The organism is Mesorhizobium sp. 128a, assembly GCF_053848025.1.
Genome location: NZ_JBSPKY010000026.1, coordinates 1 through 24,515 on the forward strand (window position 1 = coordinate 1; position 24,515 = coordinate 24,515).

Genomic DNA, 24,515 nt, shown 5'->3' on the forward strand with positions numbered 1-24,515 from the left:
CGTAATTACTGAAATCGCTGTCCGCGAATTAGCGGAATGGGTGTCCGCGAATTTCTGAAACACGCACCCCCTCACCGCAAGTCAACTCTGCTGCGAATAGTTGCGGGTGGGCCACTCACAACAGCAGCGCGTGAACGACGGCAGACGTCGAAAGCACCTCCATATAGCGCGACAATCAGGCAAGGCATTACGGCAGAAGCCCAGTCTAGCGGTACGGACGATCCGGACCGCAGCCTGATGACGCAAAGTCGCTGGCGGGAAGTGGCGGCGGAGTTGTCATCCATCCAGCAGGCCGCAACGCGGACGCATGGAGCCAAGGGAGAGCTGGAACTTATCGAAATCGTCTTCAGTCCGATGCTCCAACTGGCGGCACTCCGATCGTAGCCATAACCTCCACCATCATCGGATCAGGCGGACCTGGTGTCGGTGGGGGGATGCAGACGATGGCGCCCAGTCGGGCGGGCGTAGCCACCAGTCCGATCATGTTGCCGATGATGGCTATGCCCTTGTCGCTGATTTCGATGGCCTGTGGGCCGGTCACACCTGTCACCACGAAGCGGATCTTGTCGGGCGTAACCTCGATGCGGCTGCCAGACGTCTCGGGTGTGGCCGTCGTGGCCGGGTCCAAGCTCAGCAGGAACCGCTTCTTTACATCGATGGAACAGACATTGCCGACCTCCACGGTATGGTTCTTCTGCGCTTTCAGATAGATTTCTTCGTGACCGTGTTCGTCCTCAAAGCGCAGCTCGTTACAGGCGTCCGCCGCGCCGCGATCGGTGTGGGTCCGGAAAGTCGACCGCGTCTTGTTGGCCGGCAGGGTTTCGGGCGGCAGATTAGAGCCGTTGTAGACAACGCCGGTTACCAAGGGCCAGTCAGGGTTGCCGTGGAGGAAGTCCACAACGACCTCATGACCGATTCTAGGGATGGCAAGGCAGCCGAAGCCCTTGCCGGCCCAGCTCTGGGCAACCCTGATCCAGCACGAGCTGTTTTCGTCCTTCTTGCCCTCCCGGTCCCAGAAGAACTGGACCTTGATGCGGCCGTACTCGTCCGTCGCGATTGTCTCGCCCTTAGCACCCACAACGACGGCCGTTTGCGGACCTCGGATCACCGGCGCCGGCGTGCGGCGCGGCGGGCGGTACTGCGTGGTCGCGGGAATGGCCTCAACCGTGCTGTGATAGAGGAAGCACGCCGCCTCCCGCTCGGCACTGGCTATCCCGGTGCGATTGTCTGCTACCTCTGCGATGACAGTGAAATCAGTCGCGACCGCCAAAAAGCGATCGCTGGGCCGAGGGCGAGCACTTACATCACCGTAGTAAAAAGGGTTCGCGGCCTTAAAGATCGATCCCGTTGTGATCTGGCGTGCCGTGCTTTCGACACGCGCGCGGTAGGCATTGCAGGCGAGCTCTTCGGCGCGGATGGCGGCGTAGAAATCGCCGTCCCTTTTTTCGGTATAGCATCCTGGATAGACGAAGGTCTCCTGTAGCACTGACGACCGGTCGGCGGCGGCCGGTGTCTGGGGCGCCGAGACCGACGCGCCGCCGGAAGGTTGAGCGAAGGCGCATACCGCGCTCTTGCGGCGTGGGATGCCACCGATCTTCACCGAGGGGACGCGCGCGAACGCCGTGAGCTCCGCCGTCGGCTTCTCATGATCGTAATCCCTGAGGACAACCGTGTTTGGCTGCAGTGATACGACCTCGTCCCAGTGCAGGATCACATCCTCTCGATACAGGTTTCGGGCAGGCCTTAGATTGTGGTGGGTTTCCACGATCTCCGGCGTGCAGGGCTTGTGGCTCGAGGCGTTGTCGACCAGCACAAGCGTGTGTTGGTTCTCAGTATGTTCAAAATAGTAGTAGATGCCGTCCTGCTCCATCAAGCGGCTGACGAAGGCCAGATCCGTCTCGTCGTACTGAACGCAATATGGACGCCGTGGAAATTGTCCGGCCGTGTGATTCTTGAAACAGCCTTTGTGCTCTCGAAAGATTGTGGTGATGATCTCGATGCTGGTCTTGTGTTGGAAGATGCGACTGTTGGACCGGTAATCGAGCAGGGTAAGCCAAGGTCGCACCTGCGCCGCGTAGTTGAGGTGCTCGGTATTGTCGAAGCCCACATACTGGAACCGAGTAATGACGCCGTTGAAGAAGCGCGTTCCCGAGCCCTTGAGCTTGAGGCCCACCGTCAGGCTTTGGCCGGGCACCTTAGCGAAGTTCTCAATGGGATGGGGGCTGGCGAGCTCCACGTCGTAGCGGAATGGCTCGCCCAGCTGTTCGGCGCCTCTGAGCTGACCCAGGAAGACCTCATTCCCCTGGAACGCCGCCGAGGTCACCGCAGCAGAGCGATTGCGCTGCAAGAGGCTTTCGATGCTAGGACGGACCATGATGGTGCTCCCCGGGTCTGCTGCGAGGGCGCCGAAACGCCTTGAAGGGACCCGGCTGGAGACCCGCCGATGAACAGGTAGCCGTTATCCCAGTCGGCGATGCAGAGCGCCCTGACCAGGCGGCCCGTCTCGATGCTCCCCTAAGATGTCCCGGCAGAGCGCCGCAAGCAACGTGCCGGTCGGCATGGCCGCCCGAGCGGATCCGATCATTGCTGAAAGCAACCGTCGCGATCGGCCACGCCTGGGGGGTCACTTTGCCGATGGGGTCTGGGATGGTGGAGGCGCCCAGTGGCAGCCGGCAGAGCGCTCGGGTCAGGTCGCGCGCCAGAGTGCCCAGGTAAATGTCGAAGCTACTCAGGATCTGGCCGCAATTGGAATGGGCCAGGCCATCGAGCTGGAGTGGCCAATAAAGCAACTCAACATAGGCGCTGCCGCGCTGTTTGCAAAATGCCGTGGCGCTGTGGATCGCGGCAATGCACAATAGGCTAAGCTCACCAAAGAGATTCGCGCGGGTGATGCCCTTCATGGACTCCACCTGGGCATTTCGAGCGAGGAGGTAGCGGTCGTCGGGTCGGGATCGGTCTGCCTGATAGTCACGTCGGTGGCGTGCCGCTGTGTCTTTCGCTTTCCCATCCAGCTGGTCCAGCCGAGCCTGCCGCTGCGACCCAGCCGGACCTCGGGCACCTCCTCTTGACGAAGGACGAGGTTGACATCCCAGTCCAGCTCATCTCCGAGATAATTACGGATGATCTGGGCCATGGTTTTGAGACCGCAAGCCCCGGGCAGGAGCCGCTCGTACTGAGAGAGCCCGAGCGGACCGACTATGATGCGGAAGCGGTGGTGGTAGACCCTGAGCCTGGCACCGACGGTAGCTGTGCTGCTCAGGGTGCCCGTGCCCGGGTCGCGGCCCAGGAGGCAAAGCGAGCTGCGGGGCAGCTCGACCCATTGGGGGACGAATTCACAGATCTCCATGGGCGCAACAAAGAAGCTGGCGAGAATGGCCGCGAGCCCCTCGGCGTTGCAGGTCTGTAAGGCGAGGCGGCCGGCGAAGTGGAATTTGGCCAGATCAGGCATAGCATCGCGCGCAAGCAAGCAGGGTGTGCCGAAGCCGGCGAGGGCGCCCAGCTGCTGGGCGAAGCGATCTTCGTCTAATGACCTGTCATGACTGACGGTGGGTTCGCTTTCCGCCCAGGCGCGGAAGAAGAGCGAAGCCAAGCGATGATGGAAAATGTCGGCAAACCGGACCAGAGTCTCGTCGGCTGCATTGTGCTGCCGGAGAAAAGCGTATTCTGTCAGATGCAAGGGCAGGGGACCGTTGGGTCCGAACAACCCCAAGACGTAGGTGGAAATTCTGGCGGGATGATTCTCGCCCGCCATTGTTACGCCGGCGATCGACCGTGTAGGAAAGGCCAGCGCAGGCTGCTGCCCGATCCGCACCCGATCCAGGCTGGGCCTGCTCGACTCCCCCAGCCGCGGCCGATCTGAGCAGACGGCATCGATCCGCCGCAGTGCCTGGAAGAAGTCGCAGGCATGCGGTTCGGCCGCAACCGCGCCAAGAAACTGGGCGAGCGCGCCAGGAATCACAATATCGCCCGGCGGCCGGTCATCGTTGGCCATCGCATCACTCCCCTGCGCTGCAGCGTCGAGATGACCATCTCAGTGAAGCTGTTGATCGCAACGTATTTCGCGAAGAATTGGTTGAGCACGCAGGCGAGCGGAAATATGCCGACACCTTCAAAGGCGGCCTCGTCCAAAGTGACACTGATTTCGATTCCCCGCGCCACCGCAGCTAGTCCAGCGCCCGGTAGACGCCGAACCACCGAGCGCGACCGGATCTCCCGGATGCCGTCGATTTGCCGTGAGGCGCAGGCATCATCCGGGTCGATGTAAAGCCGTAGCAGTTCGCGCATTGCCTCCGCGCCCTGATAGCCGTAGTTGTCGGAATTGGTGATCGAGAGATAATTCAACGATAGGTGGCTGATCAGCTTCCAAGCCACATCGCCGTTGGCAAAGGATTGGCGAGGCCGGCTCGGTGGCGAGAGGCACTGCGCGGCCGTAACCGGGGCGCCAATTTCCAAGGTGAAGTCCGTCTCTTTTTGGCCGATCGGCAGCAGCAGCGGCAGGTCCCTGTTCGAGCAAAGGCATCGAACCGACAACTGGCGGAGATCCGCCGAATGTGGAGCCGCCCGGCGATCAACCAGGGAGACGAAAGTCTCACTGCCGAAATAGCCGGTCCGCACGCCATTGCGATGCTGGTGCTCCGACAGCAGACGCTGCTCTCGCCGGATCGTGTAGTAACTGGAGTCCTGCTCCTCGCGTCCATGCGCGCTGATGCTGTAGAAGGGGAGGAACTCAATGGGGGCCGCTTCGCTGCTCTCGCCTTCGCCGCTCATCTTAAGGATCGAGTGGACCTCGATGTCGAGCGGCCTCATCCTGTCTACGACGACGTGATGCTCGTTGTTCTTGTCACTCAGGTGAACGCGATCTGCCTGCCGCTCAAACAGATTGATGGCCGGCGTCGCGAAGAGAACGACATTCTGAGGCCCGAGATGACGTTCTATTCGCGGTTCGCCGCGGCTGAGCACGAAAACGATCTCGAGGCTCTCCGTGGTTGATAGCGCCACGGCCTTGGCCAGCCCGCCGAGCTCGACGAAAAGCGTTCGCTCCGGGAGGGCGAAATACTCCTGCAGGAGGCGGTAGCCGTCGAAGGAGCGTGGGACCTCGGGCAGCAGGGAAAAGTTCGGCTCAAGCCCGCGATGCCGCAGCGCGTGAAGCGGGACGTTCTCTTGCCAAGGGGTGGGGCGGATGATGGGCCGAGCTACGATGGCGCATGTTTCGGTAACAAGCTGTTCGGCGATACATGCGGCGATCCCACCTGGTCCTGCAAGATGCAGCGTCAGGGCCTTCACGGCGAGCTTGTTGAACGGCATTCCGTTGGTCGTACGAAGGCGCAGCCGCAAAGCAGCCTTCACGTTCTGCCCGGCCGGAAGATCCAAGGTGGAAAGCTGCCCCGGCGTGGCGTAGTAGTCGGCAGCCCCCACCACGATCGGCCAGAGATGGACATCGTGAGCCGTGCGGAACTCGCAGTGGGTGACCGCGCCCGGAGCGAGCTGGCTCTGGAGCCTGGTGCCGCGCGGCACCACATATCCGTTCTCGATCCGTCCGGCCTCGGGGTCCGGCTCGAAGCGAACGATTGTCATAGAAGGGATCGGTGGCAAAAAATGCGGATAGACGAGCTCCAGCAGGTGCTGCGTGAAGTCCGGGTACCGTGACTGCAGCTTCAATTGGACCCGCGCTGCCAGGAAGGCGAAGCCTTCCAGCAGCCGCTCGACATAGGGATCGGCGGTCCCGGCCGCCTCCATCCCAAGCCGGCCCGCAACCTTTGGAAAGGCGCGGGCAAACTCAGTCCCCATCTCCCGCATGTAGGCCAGTTCATCGTTGTATAGGCGAAGGAGCCGGGAATCCATTATCGCCGCGCCAGATCAGCCACGCGGACAACTTCGAGTTCCCGGTCGACCTCGGTTTGCATTACGATGCGCAGCGGCACTGGCCGCGCCCACAGATCAGCCTCGATCTTAAAGCGAAGACTGCCGCGGTTCTGATCGTCGTTCAGGGCGGTCACCTTGACGCTGTCTGGTAAAAGCCTCGGCTCAAAACGTTGCAGGCTGTCGGCGATCTCATTTCGGAGGGCGTTCGCATCGATGCCTTCGCGGATGTGCCCGCCGACCGGCCAGACCCCGTAGTTAAGGGTGCTGGCGGCGACGTGGGGGTAAGGCTCGAGGTCTACTGTTGCAGCCAACTGGTTGGTGTTCAGCAGCCACGAAACGTCGCGCAGGATCACCTCATGTAGCTGGCGGACCGAGAACCTGCGCTTGTGATGCGTTTCAGACGCGCTTCGCGGCTCGTCGTCGGTGAGCCGGTCGAGAAGGGAAGGCTGAACCAGGTTCCGCTTGAAACTTGTGGCCATGGTCAAAACTCCAAACTGCGGAAAGGGCGACGGCTGCCTTCCGTGGCACCTGGCCAGAAACACACCCGTCCATGACAGCGACGTCGTCAGCCCATAAGCCGATAGAAGTTTCTGTCGTTCGCAATTTGGTTCCAGATGCCCTCGCCAGCCTTGGTAAGGGCTCCCTGATCATCCTGCCTATGATAGATGATCCTGCAGGCGCCGAACCGGAAGGAGATCGTTTCCTCGGGGGCATCTTCCGCATAGGACCACTCGATTTTTTCAACCGCCAGCATGTTGAAACTCCAGTGCAGGAACAGGTTCGACTCGGATGTGCCCATCCCACTGCCCGTCGCCTTGAAGAGCTTCAGTTCCACGTCGTTGAAATGCGCACCGCAGCCACAGGCCACGTAGAGGGACGGAGAGGCGGTATCCACATGCTTCTTGATGGTGAAGACCTCGAATTCGGCCTTGCCGGACCCCGCGCCGGAGGTATGGGGGCCGATGTTGAGCTTGTTCTCGAGCGAGAAGCTCCATTCATCGGCAAGCGAGATAGCGTCCTTCAAGATGATGGATTCGCCCTTAGGCAGGATGCCGTCCTTAGATTCTTTCGTGAACTTCATAACCGCGTTGAATGCCATGATGAACCTTCTTTACTCTGGTGGCTGTGGACGAGTTCGTGCGTTTCGTTCGTGTCTAGACAGCTTTGTGCCGTACCCTCTTTGCCCAAGCGGGCCGTTGTCGCTCAGTCTTTTTTGATCGACGGCAAGCGCGACACCAGCCTCAGAGAGATGGTGAGGCCTTCCAGTTGATAGTGCGGCCGCATGTAGAATTTGGCCGTGTAGTAGCCGGGATTGTCTTCGACCTCATGCACTTTGACCTCGGCTGAGGACAGCGGCTGCTGAGCCTTGCTGTCCTCGCTGCCCAGCTCAGGCGAGGGGTGGACGTAGCCTTGGATCCAATGGTTGAGCCATTCCTCGACCTCGTGGCGTTCCTTAAAGGTGCCAATCTTGTCGCGGACCATACATTTCAAATAGTGAGCGAAGCGGCAGGTCGCGAAAATGTAGGGTAGCCTGCCGCTGAGCTCAGCGTTCGCTGATGCGTCCGGATCTTCGTATTTGAGGGGCTTGTTGACGGTCTGAGCGCCAATGAATACGCCAAGGTCCGTGTTCTTGCGATGCAACAGCGGCAGAAGGCCGTTCTTGGAGAGCTCGGCCTCGCGCCGGTCGCTGATCGCGATCTCGGTCGGGCATTTGAGGTCGACGCCGCCGTCGTCGCTGCTGAAGGTGTGCACCGGTAGGCCCTCGACGAGGCCGCCGGATTCGACACCACGGATTCTGGACAGCCACCCGTAGAGCTTGAATGATTGCGTGATGTTTACGCCCATCGAGTAAGCGGCGTTCGTCCAGAGATACTTCGTGCTGTCGGCCCCATCCGTGTCCTCCTCGAAAGCGAATTCTTCGACCGGATTGGACTTGGCGCCGTAAGGAAGTCGACCGAGGGTGCGCGGCAAAGTTAACGCAACGTAGCGGGAGTTCTCGCTGTCGCGAAACGCTCGCCAAGCGGCGTGCTCGGGCGTTAGGAAGATCTTCGTAATGTCCCGGGGATTGGCGAGTTCGCACCAAGAGTCCATCTGCAGCAGATGCGGCGAAGCGGCAGAAATGAACGGGCTGTGGCTCGCCGCCGCGATCTGCGCGATCCCCGATAGCATCTCGATATCTGGCGGTGTGTGGTCAAAATAGTAATCGGCAATGAGACAGCCATAGGGCTCACCACCTATCTGCCCATATTCCTCTTCGTATATCTTCTTGAACAGCGGGCTCTGATCCCATGCGACGCCCTTGTATTTTCGCAGGGTCCGAGACAGCTCCTTCTTCGAGAGCGGAAGAACGCGAATTTTCAAGGTCTCGTCCGTCTCGCTGTTGCACGTTAAGTGATGCAAGCCCCGCCAGGCCGATTCCAGGACCTGAAACGCCTCATGATGGAGGATCTCGTTGATTTGCGCGGACAGCTTCTCGTCGATCGAGGCAACAATCGACTGGATCGTTTCAACCACATCATCGCTGATCAGAGATGTGTTTTGAAGAGCCTGCCTGGCCAAGGTTGTGACGGCGCGCTCCACCGCGTCGCGCGCCAAGCCGGAGCGGGTCCTGAACTCGCGGTGCAGCAGACTTGTAAAATCCCCTGGATCGACGCCGGTGACTTCCACCTCGCCGGACAGTGTGGCTGTTAACGTCATGGATCAGTTCTCCTCCGTGTCTGAGGACGGAATCAAAGACGCGTCCGCCAGCTCATCGGATGCATCAGTCGTGTGGACGCTGAGGGCCCTCAGCAGTGTTGGATCGGCGAGGAAGCGAGCAATCAGGTCCTCGGCCCCGCTCTTGCCGTCCATGTAGGCGAGCAGATTTGAAAGCTGCGTTCGCGCCTCAAGCAGCCTGCTCAGGCTGCCGACCTTGCGCGCCACGGCCGCCGGGGAGAAATCGTCTATTCCCTCGAAGGTCAAGTCGACGGCGAGCTGACCTTCACCTGTCAACCGGTTCGGCACCCGCATCGCCACCCTCGGCTTCAGCGATCTGAGCCGATCATCGAAATTGTCGACGTCAATTTCCATCATCTTGCGCTCGGCGAGGGGGGGCAACGGCTCGGAAGGACTGCCGGCGAGATCAGACATGACGCCGACCACGAAGGGGAGCTGCACCTTCTTGGTCGAGCCGTAGGTCTCGACGTCGTACTCGATCTGGACGCGAGGGGCACGGTTTCGCGCGATGAACTTTTGACTGCTCGACTTTGCCATCAATTTCATTCTCCATTTAGCGGGCGCAACCGGTGTCAGCGCCCTCGTCGGCACTCAGGCCGGCGACCGACCGGTAGTGCGCGGCGCCTTCCGGCGCGAGCTCTATGAGCAGAGCCATGAAGTCCTTGGAGACGAGTCGCTTCGCCCGCTGGACCAAGGCTGGTACAGGGCTGGCCGGTTCGTTGACCTGGTACCAGCGGGAAATGCGGCCAAGCATTTCAATGACGTCGTTCCGGTTGCGGATCTCTGCGGGAAGCGGCACGTCTGCCGAGGCTACCGACGTGAGCGGCAGGGCTGTGGGGTGAGGCGCTCTGCGATGGAGATCGACCAGGTCCTTGTTCTGGCGAAGCAGAGCGATCAAGGGATCAAAACCGACGCTATCGACGTGCTTCTTGACGCTCGTATCCAGGTGGGTCGCAGCAACGAGACTGGCCTCGAGCTCAGCGCTGGCGTGGTCTAGCTGGTCGGGGTCGGTGTTCGCGAATGCGAGGCCGATTGTCGCCGCATCGGTCTGACCGGGCCGCGACCGCTGCGCCTCCACCCAATCGCGAAGCGTAAAGGTCCCGAACTGCCTGGACGCGGTGAGGGGAACTTGGCGGATCTCCGCCAAGAGCGCGGAGGGGTCACAGAGGTTCGCCAGAGCGTTGAGACGGACCGTCTGGTCGCCATCGTCCTCTGGATCGGGCCGCGGATGCAGCTGTGGCCAGTAGAGCTCGACGTAAGCCGCGAGAAGCTCGAGGCCCTGGCGCAGGCCGGAGAAGCCAAACTGGCTGAGAGCGGAGCGTGTAAGCAAGACGCCGATGCGTAGGTCTTTGGTACGGGCAGCAAGATCGAGGCCAAGCCGCCAGACCTCGCGCCAGTCGGGGGGCTGCTCGCTTATGACGGAGCTGCCTATCTGCTCGGCTGGCTTGCTCTGCGAAGCCATCTCAAGTTCGAGGAAGCTCAGATCGTAGTCGACAGCATCCCCGCACGCGTTGCCGTCGCTGACCGGCCTCGACAGTTGATCTACATTGAGCATGGCTAATCCTGATCATCCCGACGTTCAGGTTCGCGTTGTTCCGGGGATCTAGCAACTTTCACGCGCCATCGTGCATGCGCGATTGGTATGCCGTCATGTCGGCGGCGAACAACATTCCATTCCAGCCGCGAATGGCTGGATATCAACGACGCATGGAGGGGAAGTGCTGAAAGCGCGCTAGTGTGCCCACGTACGGTCGGTGCATCGGATGACGCGAGGCGAGGCGGGATGTCTTGGGAAAATAAGGTCGTTTGGTCGGAGGGGCTGTTCCTGCGGCCGCACCATTTTCAGCAGAACGATCGTTATTTCGAACGGTTTGTCCGCAGCAGAACCGCCGTTTTGCGTGGCTACGGATGGGGCCTCACCGAGCTCCGGCTCAATCGCGAGCTGCTTGGTCTGGGCAAGATCGCAATCGAAGCCGCGCGTGGCGTTATGGAGGACGGCACGCCTTTCAGCATTCCTGACGACGCCGACCAGCCAACGCCCTACGAGGTTCCCGAACACCTTCGGGATTCGCTCGTCCACTTGGCGGTACCGCTCTATCAGCCCGGAGCCGTTGAAACCGCAGAGCGAACAGAAATGGACGCCCCGATCCGCTTCGCGGTTGCAGGCCAGGACCTCATTGACACACATGCCCGCGGGCAGGACAGCTCCTCCATCGAGGTGGCACGGCTGCGCTTTCACATCGTGCCGGACGCGGCGGATCGGGCGGCGTTCGCCTGCCTTCCGATCGCCCGCCTCATCGAGGTCCGGGCCGACCGGCGGGTCGTTCTCGACGAGTCGCATGTCCCGCCCACGCCCGACTGCGCCAGTTCGCGCGTCCTGTCGAACTACATCACCGAGATCACTGGTCTGCTTCACCATCGCGGCGAGGCCCTGGCTGCGCGGGTTTCGCAGTCAGGCCTGCGCGGAACGGCGGAGGTCGCCGACTTTCTTCTGCTGCAGGCGATCAATCGCTATGAGCCGTTGTTCTGCCACCTTTCCACAGCCGCGATCGTGAATCCCGAGTCGCTGTATGGCCTTCTGGTCCAGCTGTCCGGCGAGTTGGCTACCTATGCCCGGGCCGAGAGGCGTCCCCCCAGCTTCGGCGGCTATAAGCACGAGGCCATCGCAGACACAGTTATGCCGGCGATCCAGTCAATCAGGGCCTCGCTGAGCGCTGCGCTCGAACAGACGGCGGTGCCGCTGCCGTTGCGGCAGCACAAATATGGCGTTCATATCGCCGAGGTTGCCGACCGGTCATTGTTTACCACCGCGAGCTTCGTATTGGCGACCCGGGCTGATGTCGAGGCCGAGCGACTCCGGCGCGAGTTCCCCACACAAATCAAGATTGGGCCGGCTGAAAAAATCAAAGAGCTCGTCAATGTTGCGCTGCCGGGCATCATCATCAACCCGCTCCCGGTCGCGCCGCGGCAGATCCCCTTCCATGCTGGAGTGACCTACTTCGAGGTCGATCAGCAGAGCCGCTTCTGGAAGGAAATGCCCGCCTCCGCCGGTTTGGCGCTGCACGTCTCTGGCGACTTCCCCAATCTCGACATGGCGCTCTGGGCCATTCGAAACCACTAGCAGCCACAGTAATTTGGTATCCAGCATGCAGGTCGTTCTACGCGTAGAGAATACCGAATCCCCGCCAGCGGAGACTCTCGGTATAGGTGGGCTGATCCAAGCGAGCGGCGGCCTGACCATCGGCCGGGCCGAGGACAACGGTCTTGTCCTGCCGGATCATCGGCAGATCATCTCCAACCATCACTGCTCGATCGAGTGCGTCGACGGGCGGTTCATGCTGACCGACCGCAGCAGCAGCGGCACGTGCCTGAACCAGCAGGCGCTGCCGCGTGAGACGCCAGTGACCCTCAAGGCCGGCGACGTCATCCAGATCGGCTGCTATAGGATCGAGGTCGTTGCCGCGGATCCAACATCCGCAGAAAAGAATCCAGCCGACCATGACTGGCACACTGCAGGGCCGCTTGGGGAGGGCGGCACCACCGCACGACGCGAGAAGCTCCTGCTGCGCGAACCCGACGGCGACTTCTTCCCAGCGCCGGACTTCGATGCGCGGTTAGACGAATTCTCGGGCGTTATGCGCTCGCGCGCACGGCCGGCGGATGTTTATGCAGACCAAACCCAGGATCAGCGCCTCATCTTCGCGCCGGCGAAACCCGAGGTGATTCCCGAAAACTGGGATCTCGTCGCAGAGCTAGGCACCACAGGGACGTCGGCGACTGCCCCAGACTTCATCAGGATCAACATTGGCCGTTCTCTAGAGGCCGCCCCCGCCCGTCCGCAGCCGAAAGCGCCGCACGAGCCGTCCCCATCGATCGGCCCTGGGGAGCCCGATTTCGAAAATGAAACTTGTCGATCAGCCATCGCTGCCTTTTTTGCCGCCTGCGGCCTATCGCTCACGGATATGGGCATAGCCGACATAACAACCGTGATGGATCGTGCGGGCAGGATGCTGCTCCATTCTCTCGCTGGTCTCCATGCCATCCTCGTCGCGCGCGAGCCCGCGAAGCGGGGACACGGCCTTGAGCGCACGACCGTCGCGCGGACCGGCGACAACCCTCTAAGCTGTATGCTGGATGCGAGCCAGGCATTGCACGCGGCGCTGTGCGTTGACACCCGAGGGTTTCTGCACGGAGAAGCCGCAGTCGAGCAAGCATTGGCTGATATCAGGGCGCATGAGGCGTTCATGCTCGCGGCGCTGCGGAAAGCTCTGCTTTGCATCCATGAACGTCTGTCGCCCACAGCAATCGAGAAGGCGCTTGGGTCGACCAGGTCACTCTGGCCACGAAACAAGAAGGCCCGAAGCTGGGACGCGTATCGCCGGATCTTCGACGACGCCATCTCCAGCATCGAGAACGACACGCTCCGGAGCTTTGGCGCCGACTTCGCACGGGCGTATCGCGAGGCCGTAGCCGATCTCGACGAACCGCCGGACCGCGCACGAAAGCGTCCGCTTCGTGAGGACAAGTTGGATAGCTATGTCGATTGAGGAGTCGGTCTTAATTTCCCGCCCGCCCGCCAGCCTTGGCGCCGAAGAATTATCCGCTCTCCCGTCGCCACCGCCTGAGTCGCTTGAACCGTTTTGGGAAAGGCTTGCGCTGGAGCGGCTTAATCCGCTCGTCGCGGCCGCAGCGGCGCTGCTGGGCATGTGCGCTCAGCTCAAGAGCGGTGCCAGCCCCTGCGACGTCGAAGCTCTGCGCCTCAGAGTGCTATGCGAGATCGATGAATTTGAGCGTCGCATCACGCCGCTGCGACTGTCATCGCAAGCCATCAAGATCAGCAAATACACCCTGTGCGCGACGATCGATGACATCATTCTGAACACACCGTGGGGAAGCCAAAGCATCTGGACCACGCGCAGCATGGTCGGTTCGCTGTTCAGCGAGACCTGGGGCGGCGACCGCTTTTTCGACCTGCTGGCGCAATTGAAAAGGGATCCGGCGGTCAATGTCGAACTGCTGGAGCTGCTCTACTACTGCATGAGGTTGGGCTTCGAAGGCCGCTTCCGGGTCGCTGCGCGAGGAGCCTCCGAGCACATTGTGGTGTGCGAAGACGTCTACCGCCTAATCCGGACGGCCCGAGGTGACTTCGAGCGCGATCTCTCCCCACATTGGCGGGGGAGCCATGATGAACCGAAACCGCTTCGCAAGTTCGTTCCCACCTGGGCCGTCGCAGCACTTGCGGCATCGCTCCTTCTGTCGCTGTACACCGGTCTTCTGCTCGCACTCCACGCCCGCTCTGATGCCGTCTTCGATGATCTCGCCGCACTGCCGCCAAGCGGCACGGTCAGTTTGGCCAGGATCGCACCGCCACACCCAAGCGTGATGCCCGTCGACCGACTGCGGCAACACCTCGCGCCCGAAATCGGCACAGGGCTCATCACCGTGGCCGAGAACGCGCAGCAGATCGTTGTTGCGATCCGCGGCTCTGCGATGTTCGATCCCGCCAGCCCGACGGTGAAAAGTGCATTCGTGCCGCTTCTCATGCGGATCGGCCGCGCGCTGAACGATCAGCCAGGAGCGATCCTCGTAACCGGGCACACCGATTCAATGCCGATCCGATCGCCCACCTTCCCCTCAAACCATGACCTCTCGCTCGCGCGTGCCAAGATCGCCGGCGACATTGTTAAAGCGGCGATGAATGAGCCAGGGCGCGTGCGCGAAGAGGGCAGAGGCAGCACGGAGCCGCTCGCCTTGAACCAAACGCCAGAAGGCCGTGCGCTGAATCGCCGGATCGAAATTAGCCTCAGTAAGCCAAATTGAGAAGCAGCTCATGCAGTCATTGAAACGCGCGCTCCACTCGAAATGGCTCCATGCGGGCGTAGCAGGCATCATCTGTGCTTTGATCTTTACGCTCGGACCGCAGGTCTCGATCGGAGGGTTTGCGCCACTCGACAGCCTCGGCAGCCAGATTTTGGCGTCGATATTGATACCGGTCGGGTACACCGCAATCTACATGATCCAGTCCCGTTTCGAAAACCTCGCCCAGTCACGAGTGTCTGAGGTGCTGAACGGGTTTGGAACCGAAAGCAGGCAGGGGGACGATTCGGTTTCCCCCGACAGGACGGGAGGTCGGGCCGGCGCCACGGCGGAAAGCGAGCTGAAGGTCATTTCAACTCGTTTTCGCGAGGCTCTTGCCACACTCAAAGCGCGCCGCTTCGCGGGAGGCACCGGTAGGCAGTGGCTCTATCAACTGCCGTGGTATGTGATGATTGGTCCGCCCGGATCGGGGAAAACCACTGCCATTGTCAATTCGGGGTTCAGCTTTCCGATTGCGGAAAACGTCGGCCGCAGAGCCATCGGTGGGATCGGCGGCACGCGCAACTGCGACTGGTGGTTCACAGACGAAGCGGTGCTCGTCGACACAGCCGGAGAATACCTGACACCGGAGGCCGATCCGGGGCGGGACAAGAAGGTTTGGCTTGGCTTTCTTCGGCTGCTCAGGCGCTACCGAACGCGGCAGCCGCTGAACGGAGTTGTGGTTGCAATCTCGATCAGCGAGCTGAGCTTGACCTCTGAGGAGGTGCGCCTGGACCAAGCGAACTGTATCCGTCAGCGGGTCCTCGAGCTGTACCGGGAGCTAAGCTTCCAGGTACCGGTCTATGTGCTGCTCACGAAGAGCGATCTGATCGCAGGATTTTTCGAATTCTTCGACGATCTTGGTCGCGAGGGCCGGGAGGCCGTGTGGGGATTTACCTTCGCGCAAGAGCTCTCGCGGGGCGAAGGCGATCCGATGGCGTCTTACGTGGCGCAATACGACGCGCTGGTTGGCCGCCTGAACGAGAGATTGCTTGAACGAATGCAGCAAGAGAGCAACATTCAACGTCGCGCGCTCGTATTCGGATTCCCACAGCAGGTCGCCAGCCTCAAGCATATTACCCGAGATTTCCTCCACGAGGCCTTCGCTCGCAATTCATTCGAGCAGCCGATCATGCTTCGAGGCATCTATTTCGCGAGTGGCACTCAAATCGGCACGCCGTTCGATCGAGTTGCGGAGGCCAGATCCCGGGCCTTCAATATCGCTCGGCTGGCCCGTCCTGTCGGTCCTCGGCAAAATCGCAGCTATTTCATCAGCCGTCTGTTCAGCGAGGTGATCTTCGCCGAAGCCGGGCTCGTCAAAGCCGATCCTCGTGCCGAACGGCGCCAGCGGCAGCTTCGGTATGGCATCTACGCGATCATTACGGCGGTGATGGTCACCGCCAGCGCCTTCTGGATGATCAGCTATGCTCGGAATCTTGTCCTGATCGACCGTGTTCGTCTAGCGGCAAGCAGCTATGTCGAGGCCGCCAAGAAACTGCAACTCGACCGGGTCGACAATAGCGATCTACGACCAATCCTGCCGCTCCTCCAGCGGCTGCGCAACAGCGCCGAGGGCGACAAGGCGGGTGATCGCTTCGCAGGCTCAGGCCTCGACCAGACCAAAAAAGTCGGGGTTCAGGCACAGGCCGCCTATCGGCGCAGCTTAAACACCGTCCTGCTGCCGCGTCTGATCTTCCGGTTGGAAACCTTGCTAGCAGAACGGCACGACGATCCTCAGTTCCTCTACCAGGCGCTGAAGGTTTACCTGATGCTAGGCCAGCAGGGTCCGCTCCAGCGCCAGTTCATCAAGAACTGGATGGTTCTTGACTGGGAAGTTCTGTATCCGGCCGAGGCCGGCCTACGCCGCGCGCTGGCTGATCACCTCGACGCCCTCCTAGAGACGCGAGTATCCAATGTCTGGCTTAACGACGAGCTGATCGAGAGGACCCGCGCGAAACTCCAGACCATCTCAATGCCTCGTCGCGTCCTCGACATCATCGCCACTAGCCCCCAGGCCTCCCAGGCCCCAACTTGGCGCCTGTCCGACCATGCCGGACCGATGCCGGAGGGCGTCCTGATCCGCAAATCGGGGCAGCCGCTCAGCGCTGGAGTTCCCGGCGTCTTCACGCGGGCCGGATTCACTGGGACTTTCTTGCCGTTGCTGCCCCAGGTCGCGGACGAAGTTGCTGCCGACGCCTGGGTGCTCGACGCACGGGCGGTCGCGCCCCCCGCAGGCAGTGAAACGAGCCAGAACCTGCAGCGCGCGGCCGCTGATCTCTATGCCCAGGAGTTGGCGTTCCGCTGGGATCAGCTCATTGGCGACATCTCTGTCCGCCCGATGGGGACCGTCGATGACGTGCTGCGAACTTTGAATGCGCTGAGCGCACCGACGTCCCCCATGCGCCTCTTCCTTGCCGCGGCGGCGCAGGAGACCAAGCTCGACCCGCCGCCGACACCGAGAGATGCCTCGACGCAAGGCGACGGCGCTGCCCAGGGGAAGGAGCGCTCGAGCGAGCTCGCGGACCTGTTCCACTCGCGGCCGTCGACCGACACCCCCGCAGCCCACGCCCGACTGTATCTGCATAATCATTTCCGATGGCTGCACCAGCTCGTTGACGTGCCGGCAGACGGGCAGGCAGGTGCGCAGGCGCCGATTGACAGCGCTATCCGGGACCTCGGCGAGTTATATCGTTCGCTGAGTGAAACCCAGGGGCTGGCAGGCTCTAATTCGTTACACAGCGATCGGGCGGCCGCGGCGATCCGCCAGATCGAGGCGGGAGCCGCCAATCTGCCCGAACCGATCCAGCAATGGATCCTCGGCATCGGCCGGCGCAGCTCGGATCTTTCCATCAGCAACGCAAAGCATCAGCTGGCGAGCGCTTGGGCTAGCGGTCCCGGCAAGTTGTGCCGGCGGGCCACCGAGGGAAGGTATCCGTTCACCCGCGGATCCAACCGGGATATCCCTTTGAGCGATTTTGCGCAGCTGTTCGGCCGAAATGGCGCGATCGACACCTTCTTCGCGCAGCATCGGCCCCAGCTTGCCGGCAGCCCCGAAAGTTCGTGGAAGGGTCTGCCCACGAGAGGTGCCGATTTCCCGATCAACCCCGGCACCTTGGTTCAGTTCGAACGGGCGGCCGCGATACGTGACAGCACTTTCCAGGATGCCGGCAGCCAGCCGTCCGTTGGATTCCAGCTCACCGTCGCCAAGACCGACCCGTTGACCGACACGGTCGTCGTCAATATCGACAATCAGCGCTTGGAACAGCGGCGAGGAGCAGGCACCGCGATGCATTTCCGCTGGCCAGCATCCGGCGGGGCCTCGGTCACCTTCATCGGCTCCGAGCACACGATCATCTCCGAACGCGGAGCCTGGGCGCTGTTTCGCTTGCTGCAACGGGCGCAAACGCGGCGCTTGGGGGGCGCCGACCGTATCCAAGTTCGACTGGAGGCAGGCCGCCATTGGGGCATTTTCGTACTCCAGGCCGACAGTGTGATGAACCCGCTGTCCAGCAATCTGCTGTCTCAATTCCGATGCCCGCAGTTCTTTTGAACGCCCGCGTAGCAGAAAAAGTCTGCGACCGAGAAGGGCTGCGGCTTCAGGTGCGTGCCGATGCGCGCTTGCTTCATCTGCGGGCCTGCGGCCCGAAACGCTCGGCATAACCGACTTTCACCACGTACCTCAACCTAGGACAGCCAGACTGGAGATAAACAATGGCCTTGCACAATAAGAAGAGAGCGACGACATTCCACAACCTCATCAAACAGACGAAGACCAGAGCCGATCTGGAGTTCTGCTTTGCGGTCGGAACTATTGGGGAAGAGGAGAAGACTGTCGTCCTGATTAGGAAAAGTGGCTTCGATGCGTTGAGAGGAGCGCTAAGAGCAATGCCTTATAAAAATGGGACAGAAGTCCATAAGCCAGTCCAGTTCTCACTTCTCGCCAGAGGCACGGGCAGACTGAATGAAGAGGGCGTTATCGTCTTGCGGTTGACGCCCGGTGGCAAGGCTGGATTCCCGCAGGTCAAAAAGAGAATGCGGGAGTATTTCAAAGCCTTCAGCATCATTCTGCCTGACATGCAGGAAGCTGGGGTGCTAACGGCAAAAGACATGGAGCACTTCGAGGCGAAAGCTAAGGAGAACTCTCGCTACCTTCCGGCCGACGACGATGAGAAATTGGAAGATCCGATGGCGACACCGCAGGAAGCCGCGGAATCTGATGAAACGGGACGAACAGGCACGATCGAAGATGGGAACAGGGGGCCGGAGCAGTCTCTCTCGGACGTGTTAAAACAGGGCATCGCCGCTGCGGCAGCGACTATTTCCACTCACGCCCTAAGCCTCAGTCGCCAGATCGGCGCCGCGCAGGCCACTGAATCGGCCCCGCTGAACAAGAAGATCTCGGATTGGCTCGAGGCCATTCTGGCTGCGACGCCGCCGCAAGAGCAGGAGGCAAAGCTGCACAACTTTACCAGTCGGCTGCTGCTGATGCTGGCATACCCTGAGAATCTGCTAAATCTGCAGGACGCAAAGAGGCGGCGACCGATCGACCGCAGGCAACAGGATGAGACGGGCATAGTCGACGGTGGCGGCCAAGGGGCCGTGGTAAACGGGGTCTATCTCGGCAGTGTCTCGACCGACACCCTCGATCAGGACGAGGTCATAGAGACGTTGTTCGAACTGGCCAAGACACAGATCCAAGAGCGACAGCTTCCTTATTCTCTGGAAATGGCGAGCCCTGAGAGGATCGCGACGATGGTCTCGTCGCAGTGGCCCAAGGGAGAAGACCAGGCGGCACGCAGGAGCGAGATTGTGGAGCGTCTGATTGCCGCGGTGAAGCAGCTACTCCATAACGATGTCAAGTTGATCGCCCTGCTTGGCCTCGAGAAGGCCGACAAGCCGGAAGAGGAAAATTTCCCCGCGAAATTGGCCGAAAGCACCAAGGCCGCATGGAACGCGCACTTGGAAACCGCCTTGAAGCAGAAGGACGAGATGAAGAGCAGGATCAGCCAGATAGTGAATGTGGAGGCTCTCGGCGGTACCTGGAGGCATGTCGATGACATCTTTCTCGAGATCAACGGAGAACTATCGGAGCAACTCACCGCCGTCGGGGAGCAGCAAGGTGAGGCAAGATCGGACGCCATCAAACGTATCGAAGCCTTAGCCCAGAAGTACCTAAGTTACCTCGATAGCAATAGCACCGTCGCCCTACTTGATAAGCCTCCATTCGAGGTTCAGGGCACCGTCGGTCAGACGCTGCGGGAGGCGCTTGTCGGTGTCGGCAGCGCGCTGAAGCGCCTCAAGACCTGGAGCGCCACGGCGGCTACACCGGCGGCGTAGTCCCTCAACCTGCGGCGCGCTCACCAGCAACTCGGGGTGTGATAAGCTGCTTGCGAATGAATCGCAGCTGCCGCAGACGCAGGAGAGGCCAACCAGCCTGTACCGCAACCCTGTCTGCAGAGCGCACGAAACTCGTCCCTGCGGCGCCCCCAGCCAGGCGCCCATCTTGTGGGCGGTTCTCAGGAGTGGGCGACTGCAATAAGGCGCTTGGGCAGCATAGCAACAAGTGGTCACCGGTCTTTGGCCGGTGACCACGCTTTTTCTGCGGTGGTGATCGCAGGTGGTCATGGTGGAACGGCGGCTTTGAGTTCGGGCAAACAATCCTGCCGTAAGATCGCCGAAGCCGCGAATCTCAATTTGCGCCACGGCTTGGCCCCCGCCGGGGACAGTTCGCATGCCGATTGTCACCGAGCCTCCCGGCCGACCGCTGCGCATGGATTTTACAAATTGCCTAGCGCGAATTTCTCCGGGGCATGAGGACTCGGACAACTGGTCGAGAACGACACCGACCCGGCATAGTCTGCATGCGACGCTCAGACTGTCTCCCCAGGGGTTTCTTTCAACGGTTCGTCATCTCCAGGGCGTCACCAGAGGGTGCGGCCGTTCCAATGCTGACGCCGTTTTTTCACTTTCCTCAAGTTGACCTCCGTTGCGATCAGGAACGCAGCCTAAATTTATGGGTCAGCTTAGCGGCGACGGACCGCGGCGAAGTCAGCATGAAGACTATCGATGCTCGGAACGACGCGAGACGTAAAGGACGCGACGGCGCAAACGGAGGCAAAAAGTAGAGGACCAAAAAAGTCGGCGGCTATCCCACTGCGAAACATCCGTCGTCAACTTCTGCCGTGGTCAGAATTCTAACCGTCTATCGGCGGCAAGGGTCTCTCTCGCCACTTGGGAAGGCCCGTACATGAAACTTGTTGCGGCATCCTAGGGAAGGGTTTTCCCGTGTGGAAACTTCCTTGGATCAACCGGCTGAGTTCAGCCGCAAGTCGATGACTGTGCATGCGTTGGCCGAATGCTTTTTGGGCTCATGCAGCAGTACCGCCATGGTCTGACCACGCGGAAAGTCATGGAGGATCAGTTGACCAAAAAATGGAGTTCTCCACCCCCGATTTTTCGCTTGTGCTCTTCGAGATATTTCCCAATGGTGGCTTTGCGGGATGTTGGGGGCCTTTAGTGAGGATACAACCACCGCATGCACCAAGCCTTGGTGATCGAAGATCAGGATCTCATGCGCCTTGCGCTGATTCAGGAGCTCAAAACCGTTCTACCAGAATGCGTCATGCTTGGAGCCCCCACGTTAGAAATCGCTACTAATCTGCTGGAAAACCAAGAGGTTGACCTTGTTGTCATCGATCCCGGTCTTCCGGGATTCAATCCAAACTCTCGATCTGACCGTCTCTCGGTGGTCGAGGGAATCATCGAAGCCTCACCATCAGCAATACACGTGGTGGTTACGGGATCGGATTCGCACGAAGAAGCGGAACATTGTCGGAGATTGGGAGCGGCGGGGTATGTGAGCAAGACGGGGCTCGTACGAGGTCTTTTGGCCGAGGTCCTGCAGGACGTTTCGCGCGACGGATTTTCCGTTCGGCTTTCCGACACCAGGCAACTGACCGCTGATTTTCACTACCCGGGGCTGACAGCGCGCGAGCAGGAAATCCTGGACTGCATGCGCCGGCGTGAGCGCGGAATGAAGCGAAAGGAGATTTACGAGCAGATGGGCGAGCGCTTCGGAATTGACCCCACCACAGTCGAAAAATACTACAAGCAGGCCCGCGCGAAGCTACTCAAGCATGGCCAATTGCCGAAGGGCTTCTAAAGCCCCATGTCCTTCGCCGGTTCGGGTTGCCCGCTGTGTGATTGACGCAAACAATCTCGACCATATCCCCTCCCACAAGGAATTCTCCCCGCCGCTGGCCCGCCGCGCGACTTCGTCCTTTATTCTCAAGGATCTCTTCGACGTCGCCGGTCGTGAAGCACCAAAGCCCCTATGACCGATACCTTGACAACTACCTCTACCCACATCGATCGCTTCATCGAACAGGAGATTGACGCCATCGTCATGAAAATCGGGAGGACGGAACGCGACTTCTTGATAAGCGCCCACTCCCTAGACTCAACCGCATTTTTCCGCAATTGCACGACCACCTCTACGGGCTCGCCGGCATCCCAGTCATCACCGAAGCGCTCGCCGCCAAGGGTTTGTTTTCTCGCGGCAATGAGACTAGTCAGTTTCTACCGGCGAACCCAAATGCTTCGAGGCGCTCGTCGCCTAACCGTGGCATTCATCGCAGTGTTAGCCGCTTTCTGCACGGGTTTCGGCACCTACGATGATCCGAAAAAACTGACCGTCGAAAGAGCGCCAGGAATGACGCTCGCAACCTATACCGTCGATCAACTCAAAGCTGAATTTCCCCTCCAGTCACTCGAAACGCGCACGCCTTGGACCAAAAACGGCGAAAAAATTAGCTTCAGAGGTCCTTTCGTCAAAGACGTGCTCGCCCGCCACGGACTGGCAAGCCACGCGGCTGTTCAATTCATCGCATACGACAACTTCTTTTCTGAAATCCCCCTGGCGGAAATCAACGATTACGCGCCGATCCTTGCGGTGGAGAGGCTGTGCACGGACCAGGACCGCCAGCAAGGCATTTGCGCCCCAGACCAGGAATACCGTCGGCTCAGCTTGAAGGAATTAGGCCCGATCTTTGTCGTTTGGCCTTTTGAGCAGCTCCCGGAGTCTTATGTGCCTGCGCGCAATTCGATCTGGGTCTGGTTCGTGGTAGCCGTGCGGCCCGTGTCATGATCCGCAGACGATTCCTTACACCGACGGCGGGCCTCTACGTTGTGTTGGCTATGGCGGTGACGCTCGGCTGCTGGTCCTTTGTCCAGTCCGAACGTTACCGTCGCGCCACTGACCTCACGCTTAGCCAGTCCTATGAGATTCTATGGCGATCGGCGCAAATCCGAGAGCAGATGGAGCGAACAGCCGGCTATCTTCGCCTCGCCAGCAAGACCGGCGAGATTGATCCTGCCCTTGATCGCGACATAATTTTGGCGGGGGTCAATGTCCAACAACTCTTGGCCCTCGAATATGTCGGTCGCTTTCTCAAGCAGAAGGAAGTGGACCAGCTCCTGACGGTCCGTGACATCATGGAGAACCAGATCGCGCCGATCGTGGCAACCGGCAAAGGCTTCGACCAAGCCCTCCGATATATGAATGAAGTCGAACAACACATGTTCGATGTCTCAGGCGCCGCAAACGCTCACAGCCTGGCCATGAACGAGACGGATCGAATCGCGATTGCTGCCACACACAACAGCTTTGTTTTTGCATTGGCACTCACCTTTGTTGCAGTCGGACACATGATGGTGCTGCAACGATCTGATTTCGCTAAGCGTCGCGATCAGCAAATTCGCTCATTCTCTTCGCTGTTTGCTCATATGACCCGTTCGCGGATTACAGCACTCCGGCTCTTTTTGGCTCTTATGAAAGATGAAACAGCTCCTTCCGCCGAAATGCTGCAGGCAGCCCAGGAGGCGATCAAGGAGCTCGACGGAATTAACGATGGGCTGTTGAGAATTGCTTATTCTGAGCGCGATCCCCGCGCCGAGCCGCTTGGCGAACTCCTCGAAAGGGTGGTCATAGCTCGAGGCGGTCAAATTCGGGTAAAGATGGACAACGCAGCACGAGCTTTGCCAGTGCCTGCCACCCCGGTTCAGCTCATCGTTGACGAACTGGTAAGCAACGCCGCGACGGCTGTTCGCGGGAAGGATGATGCCGAAATTGCCATTCGCGCGACCCTCCTCAAGCGGCGCTTCCCGTTCGCCTGTAGGCTAGTGATTGACGTCACAGATAATGGCGTCGGGATGCAGCCCGACGTTGTCGAAGAGGCCACGGTGCCGTTCTTTTCAACCCGGGCGGGCACGCACGTCGGTCTTGGTCTGACGGGCTGCGCGCAGATGGTAAATACGATGCGCGGTAAACTCAGCATCACTTCGACCCCGGGCACCGGAACTCTGGTTAGGATTCTGCTTCCGATCTCACCCACTAGTGGCTCTGTGCACGGATTATAAGTGCGCAGGTCGGTGGTCTGCGTTAGGGACATTCGCTGATCGGCGGCATCGGAACCGGCAAGTCGCATCTGGCAATCGGCATTGCCCGCCCTGATCCGCAACGACTCACGTGGCCGCTTCTTCAAGGTCGTCGATCTCGTCAACGCGTTCGAGACCAAGCACCGCGGCGGCAAGCAGGGCCGTACCCCCGACTACCTCACCCAGCTCGACTTCGTTGTGCTCGATGAACTCGGCCAATTGCCGCTCGCGCAGGCCCGCGGGCAATGGCTCTTCCGCGTATCAGAACACCACCTCGATCGGCGTCCAATGTTGCTCCCGCATGCAATCCGCGGCGGTCAGCGTTCGCCCGGGCGGAGCTGGTCAGGGGTGCACAGCTCCGGCGAACGCGGATGGCGCTTGGCCGCTTGATGGTGATCAGGCCCGGTTCTTGAAGCGCCAGGATTCGTTCCCGGTCTCGATGACCTCGCAATGATGGGCGGGACCGCCGACGGCGACCGGCTTTTCTGCGGCCTAGCAGCGCTGTCGTCTCTTGGCGTCGCCCAAGACGGCGGGCCATTCGCCGAACGCTAGCTTGTGGTGCCGATGATAGAGCCTGCTGATCAAGATTGTGGAACCCTTCGTGGAAATCACAAGTCATTACTGCCGGAGCGCAGCTGTTGTTGCCA

At 60.5% G+C, this 24,515-nt stretch carries 17 protein-coding genes and 2 pseudogenes; 10 read left to right on the forward strand and 9 right to left on the reverse strand.

Going from position 1 to position 24,515, the window contains the following annotated elements; translation table 11 throughout:
* Positions 1–346 precede the first annotated feature (346 nt).
* Positions 347–2,374: a type VI secretion system Vgr family protein gene (locus ACWTU9_RS29450; protein WP_455861382.1), complete on the reverse strand. Its 2,028-nt coding sequence runs from the start codon at positions 2,372–2,374 to the stop codon at positions 347–349.
* Positions 2,375–2,519: 145 nt separating this feature from the next.
* Between ACWTU9_RS29450 and ACWTU9_RS29455 the strand changes: the two genes are divergently transcribed.
* The gene (locus tag ACWTU9_RS29455; protein WP_455861383.1) at positions 2,520–2,858 is read left to right on the forward strand and encodes a hypothetical protein; all 339 of its coding nucleotides are present in this window, start codon (positions 2,520–2,522) and stop codon (positions 2,856–2,858) included.
* 38 nt (positions 2,859–2,896) lie between these two features.
* Here the strand turns inward: ACWTU9_RS29455 and tssG are convergent, their stop codons facing one another.
* The 7 genes from tssG to tssA all read right to left on the reverse strand — a co-directional run bounded on the left by tssG (position 2,897) and on the right by tssA (position 10,132).
* Positions 2,897–3,991, reverse strand: coding sequence for a type VI secretion system baseplate subunit TssG (gene tssG / locus ACWTU9_RS29460; protein WP_455861384.1), 1,095 nt, complete (start codon positions 3,989–3,991; stop codon positions 2,897–2,899).
* Entirely contained in the window at positions 3,955–5,841 is a 1,887-nt protein-coding gene (tssF, locus tag ACWTU9_RS29465) for a type VI secretion system baseplate subunit TssF (RefSeq protein ID WP_455861385.1), read from the reverse strand. Before tssF ends, tssG begins: the two co-directional genes overlap by 37 nt.
* Positions 5,841–6,341, reverse strand: coding sequence for a type VI secretion system baseplate subunit TssE (gene tssE / locus ACWTU9_RS29470; RefSeq protein WP_455861386.1), 501 nt, complete (start codon positions 6,339–6,341; stop codon positions 5,841–5,843). Before tssE ends, tssF begins: the two co-directional genes overlap by 1 nt.
* 86 nt (positions 6,342–6,427) lie before the next feature.
* Positions 6,428–6,961, reverse strand: a complete 534-nt coding sequence (locus ACWTU9_RS29475) for a type VI secretion system tube protein Hcp (protein ID WP_455861387.1) — start codon at positions 6,959–6,961, stop codon at positions 6,428–6,430.
* 104 nt (positions 6,962–7,065) lie between these two features.
* Positions 7,066–8,559: a type VI secretion system contractile sheath large subunit gene (tssC, locus tag ACWTU9_RS29480; RefSeq protein WP_455861388.1), complete on the reverse strand. Its 1,494-nt coding sequence runs from the start codon at positions 8,557–8,559 to the stop codon at positions 7,066–7,068.
* A 3-nt stretch (positions 8,560–8,562) separates the two neighbouring features.
* Positions 8,563–9,114 (reverse strand): type VI secretion system contractile sheath small subunit, encoded by a 552-nt coding sequence (gene tssB, locus ACWTU9_RS29485; RefSeq protein ID WP_455861389.1) that lies wholly within the window; start codon positions 9,112–9,114, stop codon positions 8,563–8,565.
* A 16-nt stretch (positions 9,115–9,130) separates the two neighbouring features.
* Positions 9,131–10,132, reverse strand: a complete 1,002-nt coding sequence (gene tssA / locus ACWTU9_RS29490; protein WP_455861390.1) for a type VI secretion system protein TssA — start codon at positions 10,130–10,132, stop codon at positions 9,131–9,133.
* Between the two features lie 228 nt (positions 10,133–10,360).
* Between tssA and tssK the strand changes: the two genes are divergently transcribed.
* The 9 genes and pseudogenes from tssK to ACWTU9_RS29535 form a co-directional block, all read left to right on the forward strand.
* Positions 10,361–11,698, forward strand: a complete 1,338-nt coding sequence (gene tssK, locus ACWTU9_RS29495) for a type VI secretion system baseplate subunit TssK (protein ID WP_455861391.1) — start codon at positions 10,361–10,363, stop codon at positions 11,696–11,698.
* A 25-nt stretch (positions 11,699–11,723) separates the two neighbouring features.
* Entirely contained in the window at positions 11,724–13,124 is a 1,401-nt protein-coding gene (gene tagH / locus ACWTU9_RS29500) for a type VI secretion system-associated FHA domain protein TagH (protein WP_455861392.1), read from the forward strand.
* On the forward strand, positions 13,114–14,397 hold the full coding sequence (icmH, locus tag ACWTU9_RS29505; RefSeq protein ID WP_455861393.1) for a type IVB secretion system protein IcmH/DotU: 1,284 nt from the start codon (positions 13,114–13,116) through the stop codon (positions 14,395–14,397). Before tagH ends, icmH begins: the two co-directional genes overlap by 11 nt.
* 10 nt (positions 14,398–14,407) lie before the next feature.
* Positions 14,408–17,983 (forward strand): type VI secretion system membrane subunit TssM, encoded by a 3,576-nt coding sequence (gene tssM / locus ACWTU9_RS29510; protein ID WP_455861394.1) that lies wholly within the window; start codon positions 14,408–14,410, stop codon positions 17,981–17,983.
* A gap of 161 nt (positions 17,984–18,144) precedes the next feature.
* On the forward strand, positions 18,145–19,770 hold the full coding sequence (locus tag ACWTU9_RS29515; RefSeq protein WP_455861395.1) for a hypothetical protein: 1,626 nt from the start codon (positions 18,145–18,147) through the stop codon (positions 19,768–19,770).
* A 1,198-nt stretch (positions 19,771–20,968) separates the two neighbouring features.
* Positions 20,969–21,595 (forward strand): response regulator transcription factor, encoded by a 627-nt coding sequence (locus tag ACWTU9_RS29520; protein ID WP_455861396.1) that lies wholly within the window; start codon positions 20,969–20,971, stop codon positions 21,593–21,595.
* Positions 21,596–21,766: 171 nt separating this feature from the next.
* Positions 21,767–22,579, forward strand: a complete 813-nt coding sequence (locus ACWTU9_RS29525) for a hypothetical protein (RefSeq protein ID WP_455861397.1) — start codon at positions 21,767–21,769, stop codon at positions 22,577–22,579.
* Entirely contained in the window at positions 22,576–23,850 is a 1,275-nt protein-coding gene (locus ACWTU9_RS29530; RefSeq protein ID WP_455861398.1) for a sensor histidine kinase, read from the forward strand. Before ACWTU9_RS29525 ends, ACWTU9_RS29530 begins: the two co-directional genes overlap by 4 nt.
* A 35-nt stretch (positions 23,851–23,885) precedes the next feature.
* Positions 23,886–24,129: pseudogene (locus ACWTU9_RS29535) on the forward strand (ATP-binding protein); the annotation flags it as partial.
* A gap of 135 nt (positions 24,130–24,264) precedes the next feature.
* Here the strand turns inward: ACWTU9_RS29535 and ACWTU9_RS29540 are convergent.
* Positions 24,265–24,453 (reverse strand): annotated as a pseudogene (locus tag ACWTU9_RS29540) (ATP-binding protein); the annotation flags it as partial.
* Positions 24,454–24,515 lie beyond the last annotated feature (62 nt).

Bases quoted from the DNA above. Each gene is read 5' to 3' on its own strand.
- ACWTU9_RS29450 (WP_455861382.1), bottom strand. From the start codon at position 2,374: ATGGTCCGTCCTAGCATCGAAAGCCTCTTGCAGCGCAATCGCTCTGCT.
- ACWTU9_RS29455 (WP_455861383.1), top strand. From the start codon at position 2,520: ATGTCCCGGCAGAGCGCCGCAAGCAACGTGCCGGTCGGCATGGCCGCC.
- tssG (WP_455861384.1), bottom strand. From the start codon at position 3,991: ATGGCCAACGATGACCGGCCGCCGGGCGATATTGTGATTCCTGGCGCG.
- tssF (WP_455861385.1), bottom strand. From the start codon at position 5,841: ATGGATTCCCGGCTCCTTCGCCTATACAACGATGAACTGGCCTACATG.
- tssE (WP_455861386.1), bottom strand. From the start codon at position 6,341: ATGGCCACAAGTTTCAAGCGGAACCTGGTTCAGCCTTCCCTTCTCGAC.
- ACWTU9_RS29475 (WP_455861387.1), bottom strand. From the start codon at position 6,961: ATGGCATTCAACGCGGTTATGAAGTTCACGAAAGAATCTAAGGACGGC.
- tssC (WP_455861388.1), bottom strand. From the start codon at position 8,559: ATGACGTTAACAGCCACACTGTCCGGCGAGGTGGAAGTCACCGGCGTC.
- tssB (WP_455861389.1), bottom strand. From the start codon at position 9,114: ATGGCAAAGTCGAGCAGTCAAAAGTTCATCGCGCGAAACCGTGCCCCT.
- tssA (WP_455861390.1), bottom strand. From the start codon at position 10,132: ATGCTCAATGTAGATCAACTGTCGAGGCCGGTCAGCGACGGCAACGCG.
- tssK (WP_455861391.1), top strand. From the start codon at position 10,361: ATGTCTTGGGAAAATAAGGTCGTTTGGTCGGAGGGGCTGTTCCTGCGG.
- tagH (WP_455861392.1), top strand. From the start codon at position 11,724: ATGCAGGTCGTTCTACGCGTAGAGAATACCGAATCCCCGCCAGCGGAG.
- icmH (WP_455861393.1), top strand. From the start codon at position 13,114: ATGTCGATTGAGGAGTCGGTCTTAATTTCCCGCCCGCCCGCCAGCCTT.
- tssM (WP_455861394.1), top strand. From the start codon at position 14,408: ATGCAGTCATTGAAACGCGCGCTCCACTCGAAATGGCTCCATGCGGGC.
- ACWTU9_RS29515 (WP_455861395.1), top strand. From the start codon at position 18,145: ATGGCCTTGCACAATAAGAAGAGAGCGACGACATTCCACAACCTCATC.
- ACWTU9_RS29520 (WP_455861396.1), top strand. From the start codon at position 20,969: ATGCACCAAGCCTTGGTGATCGAAGATCAGGATCTCATGCGCCTTGCG.
- ACWTU9_RS29525 (WP_455861397.1), top strand. From the start codon at position 21,767: ATGACCGATACCTTGACAACTACCTCTACCCACATCGATCGCTTCATC.
- ACWTU9_RS29530 (WP_455861398.1), top strand. From the start codon at position 22,576: ATGATCCGCAGACGATTCCTTACACCGACGGCGGGCCTCTACGTTGTG.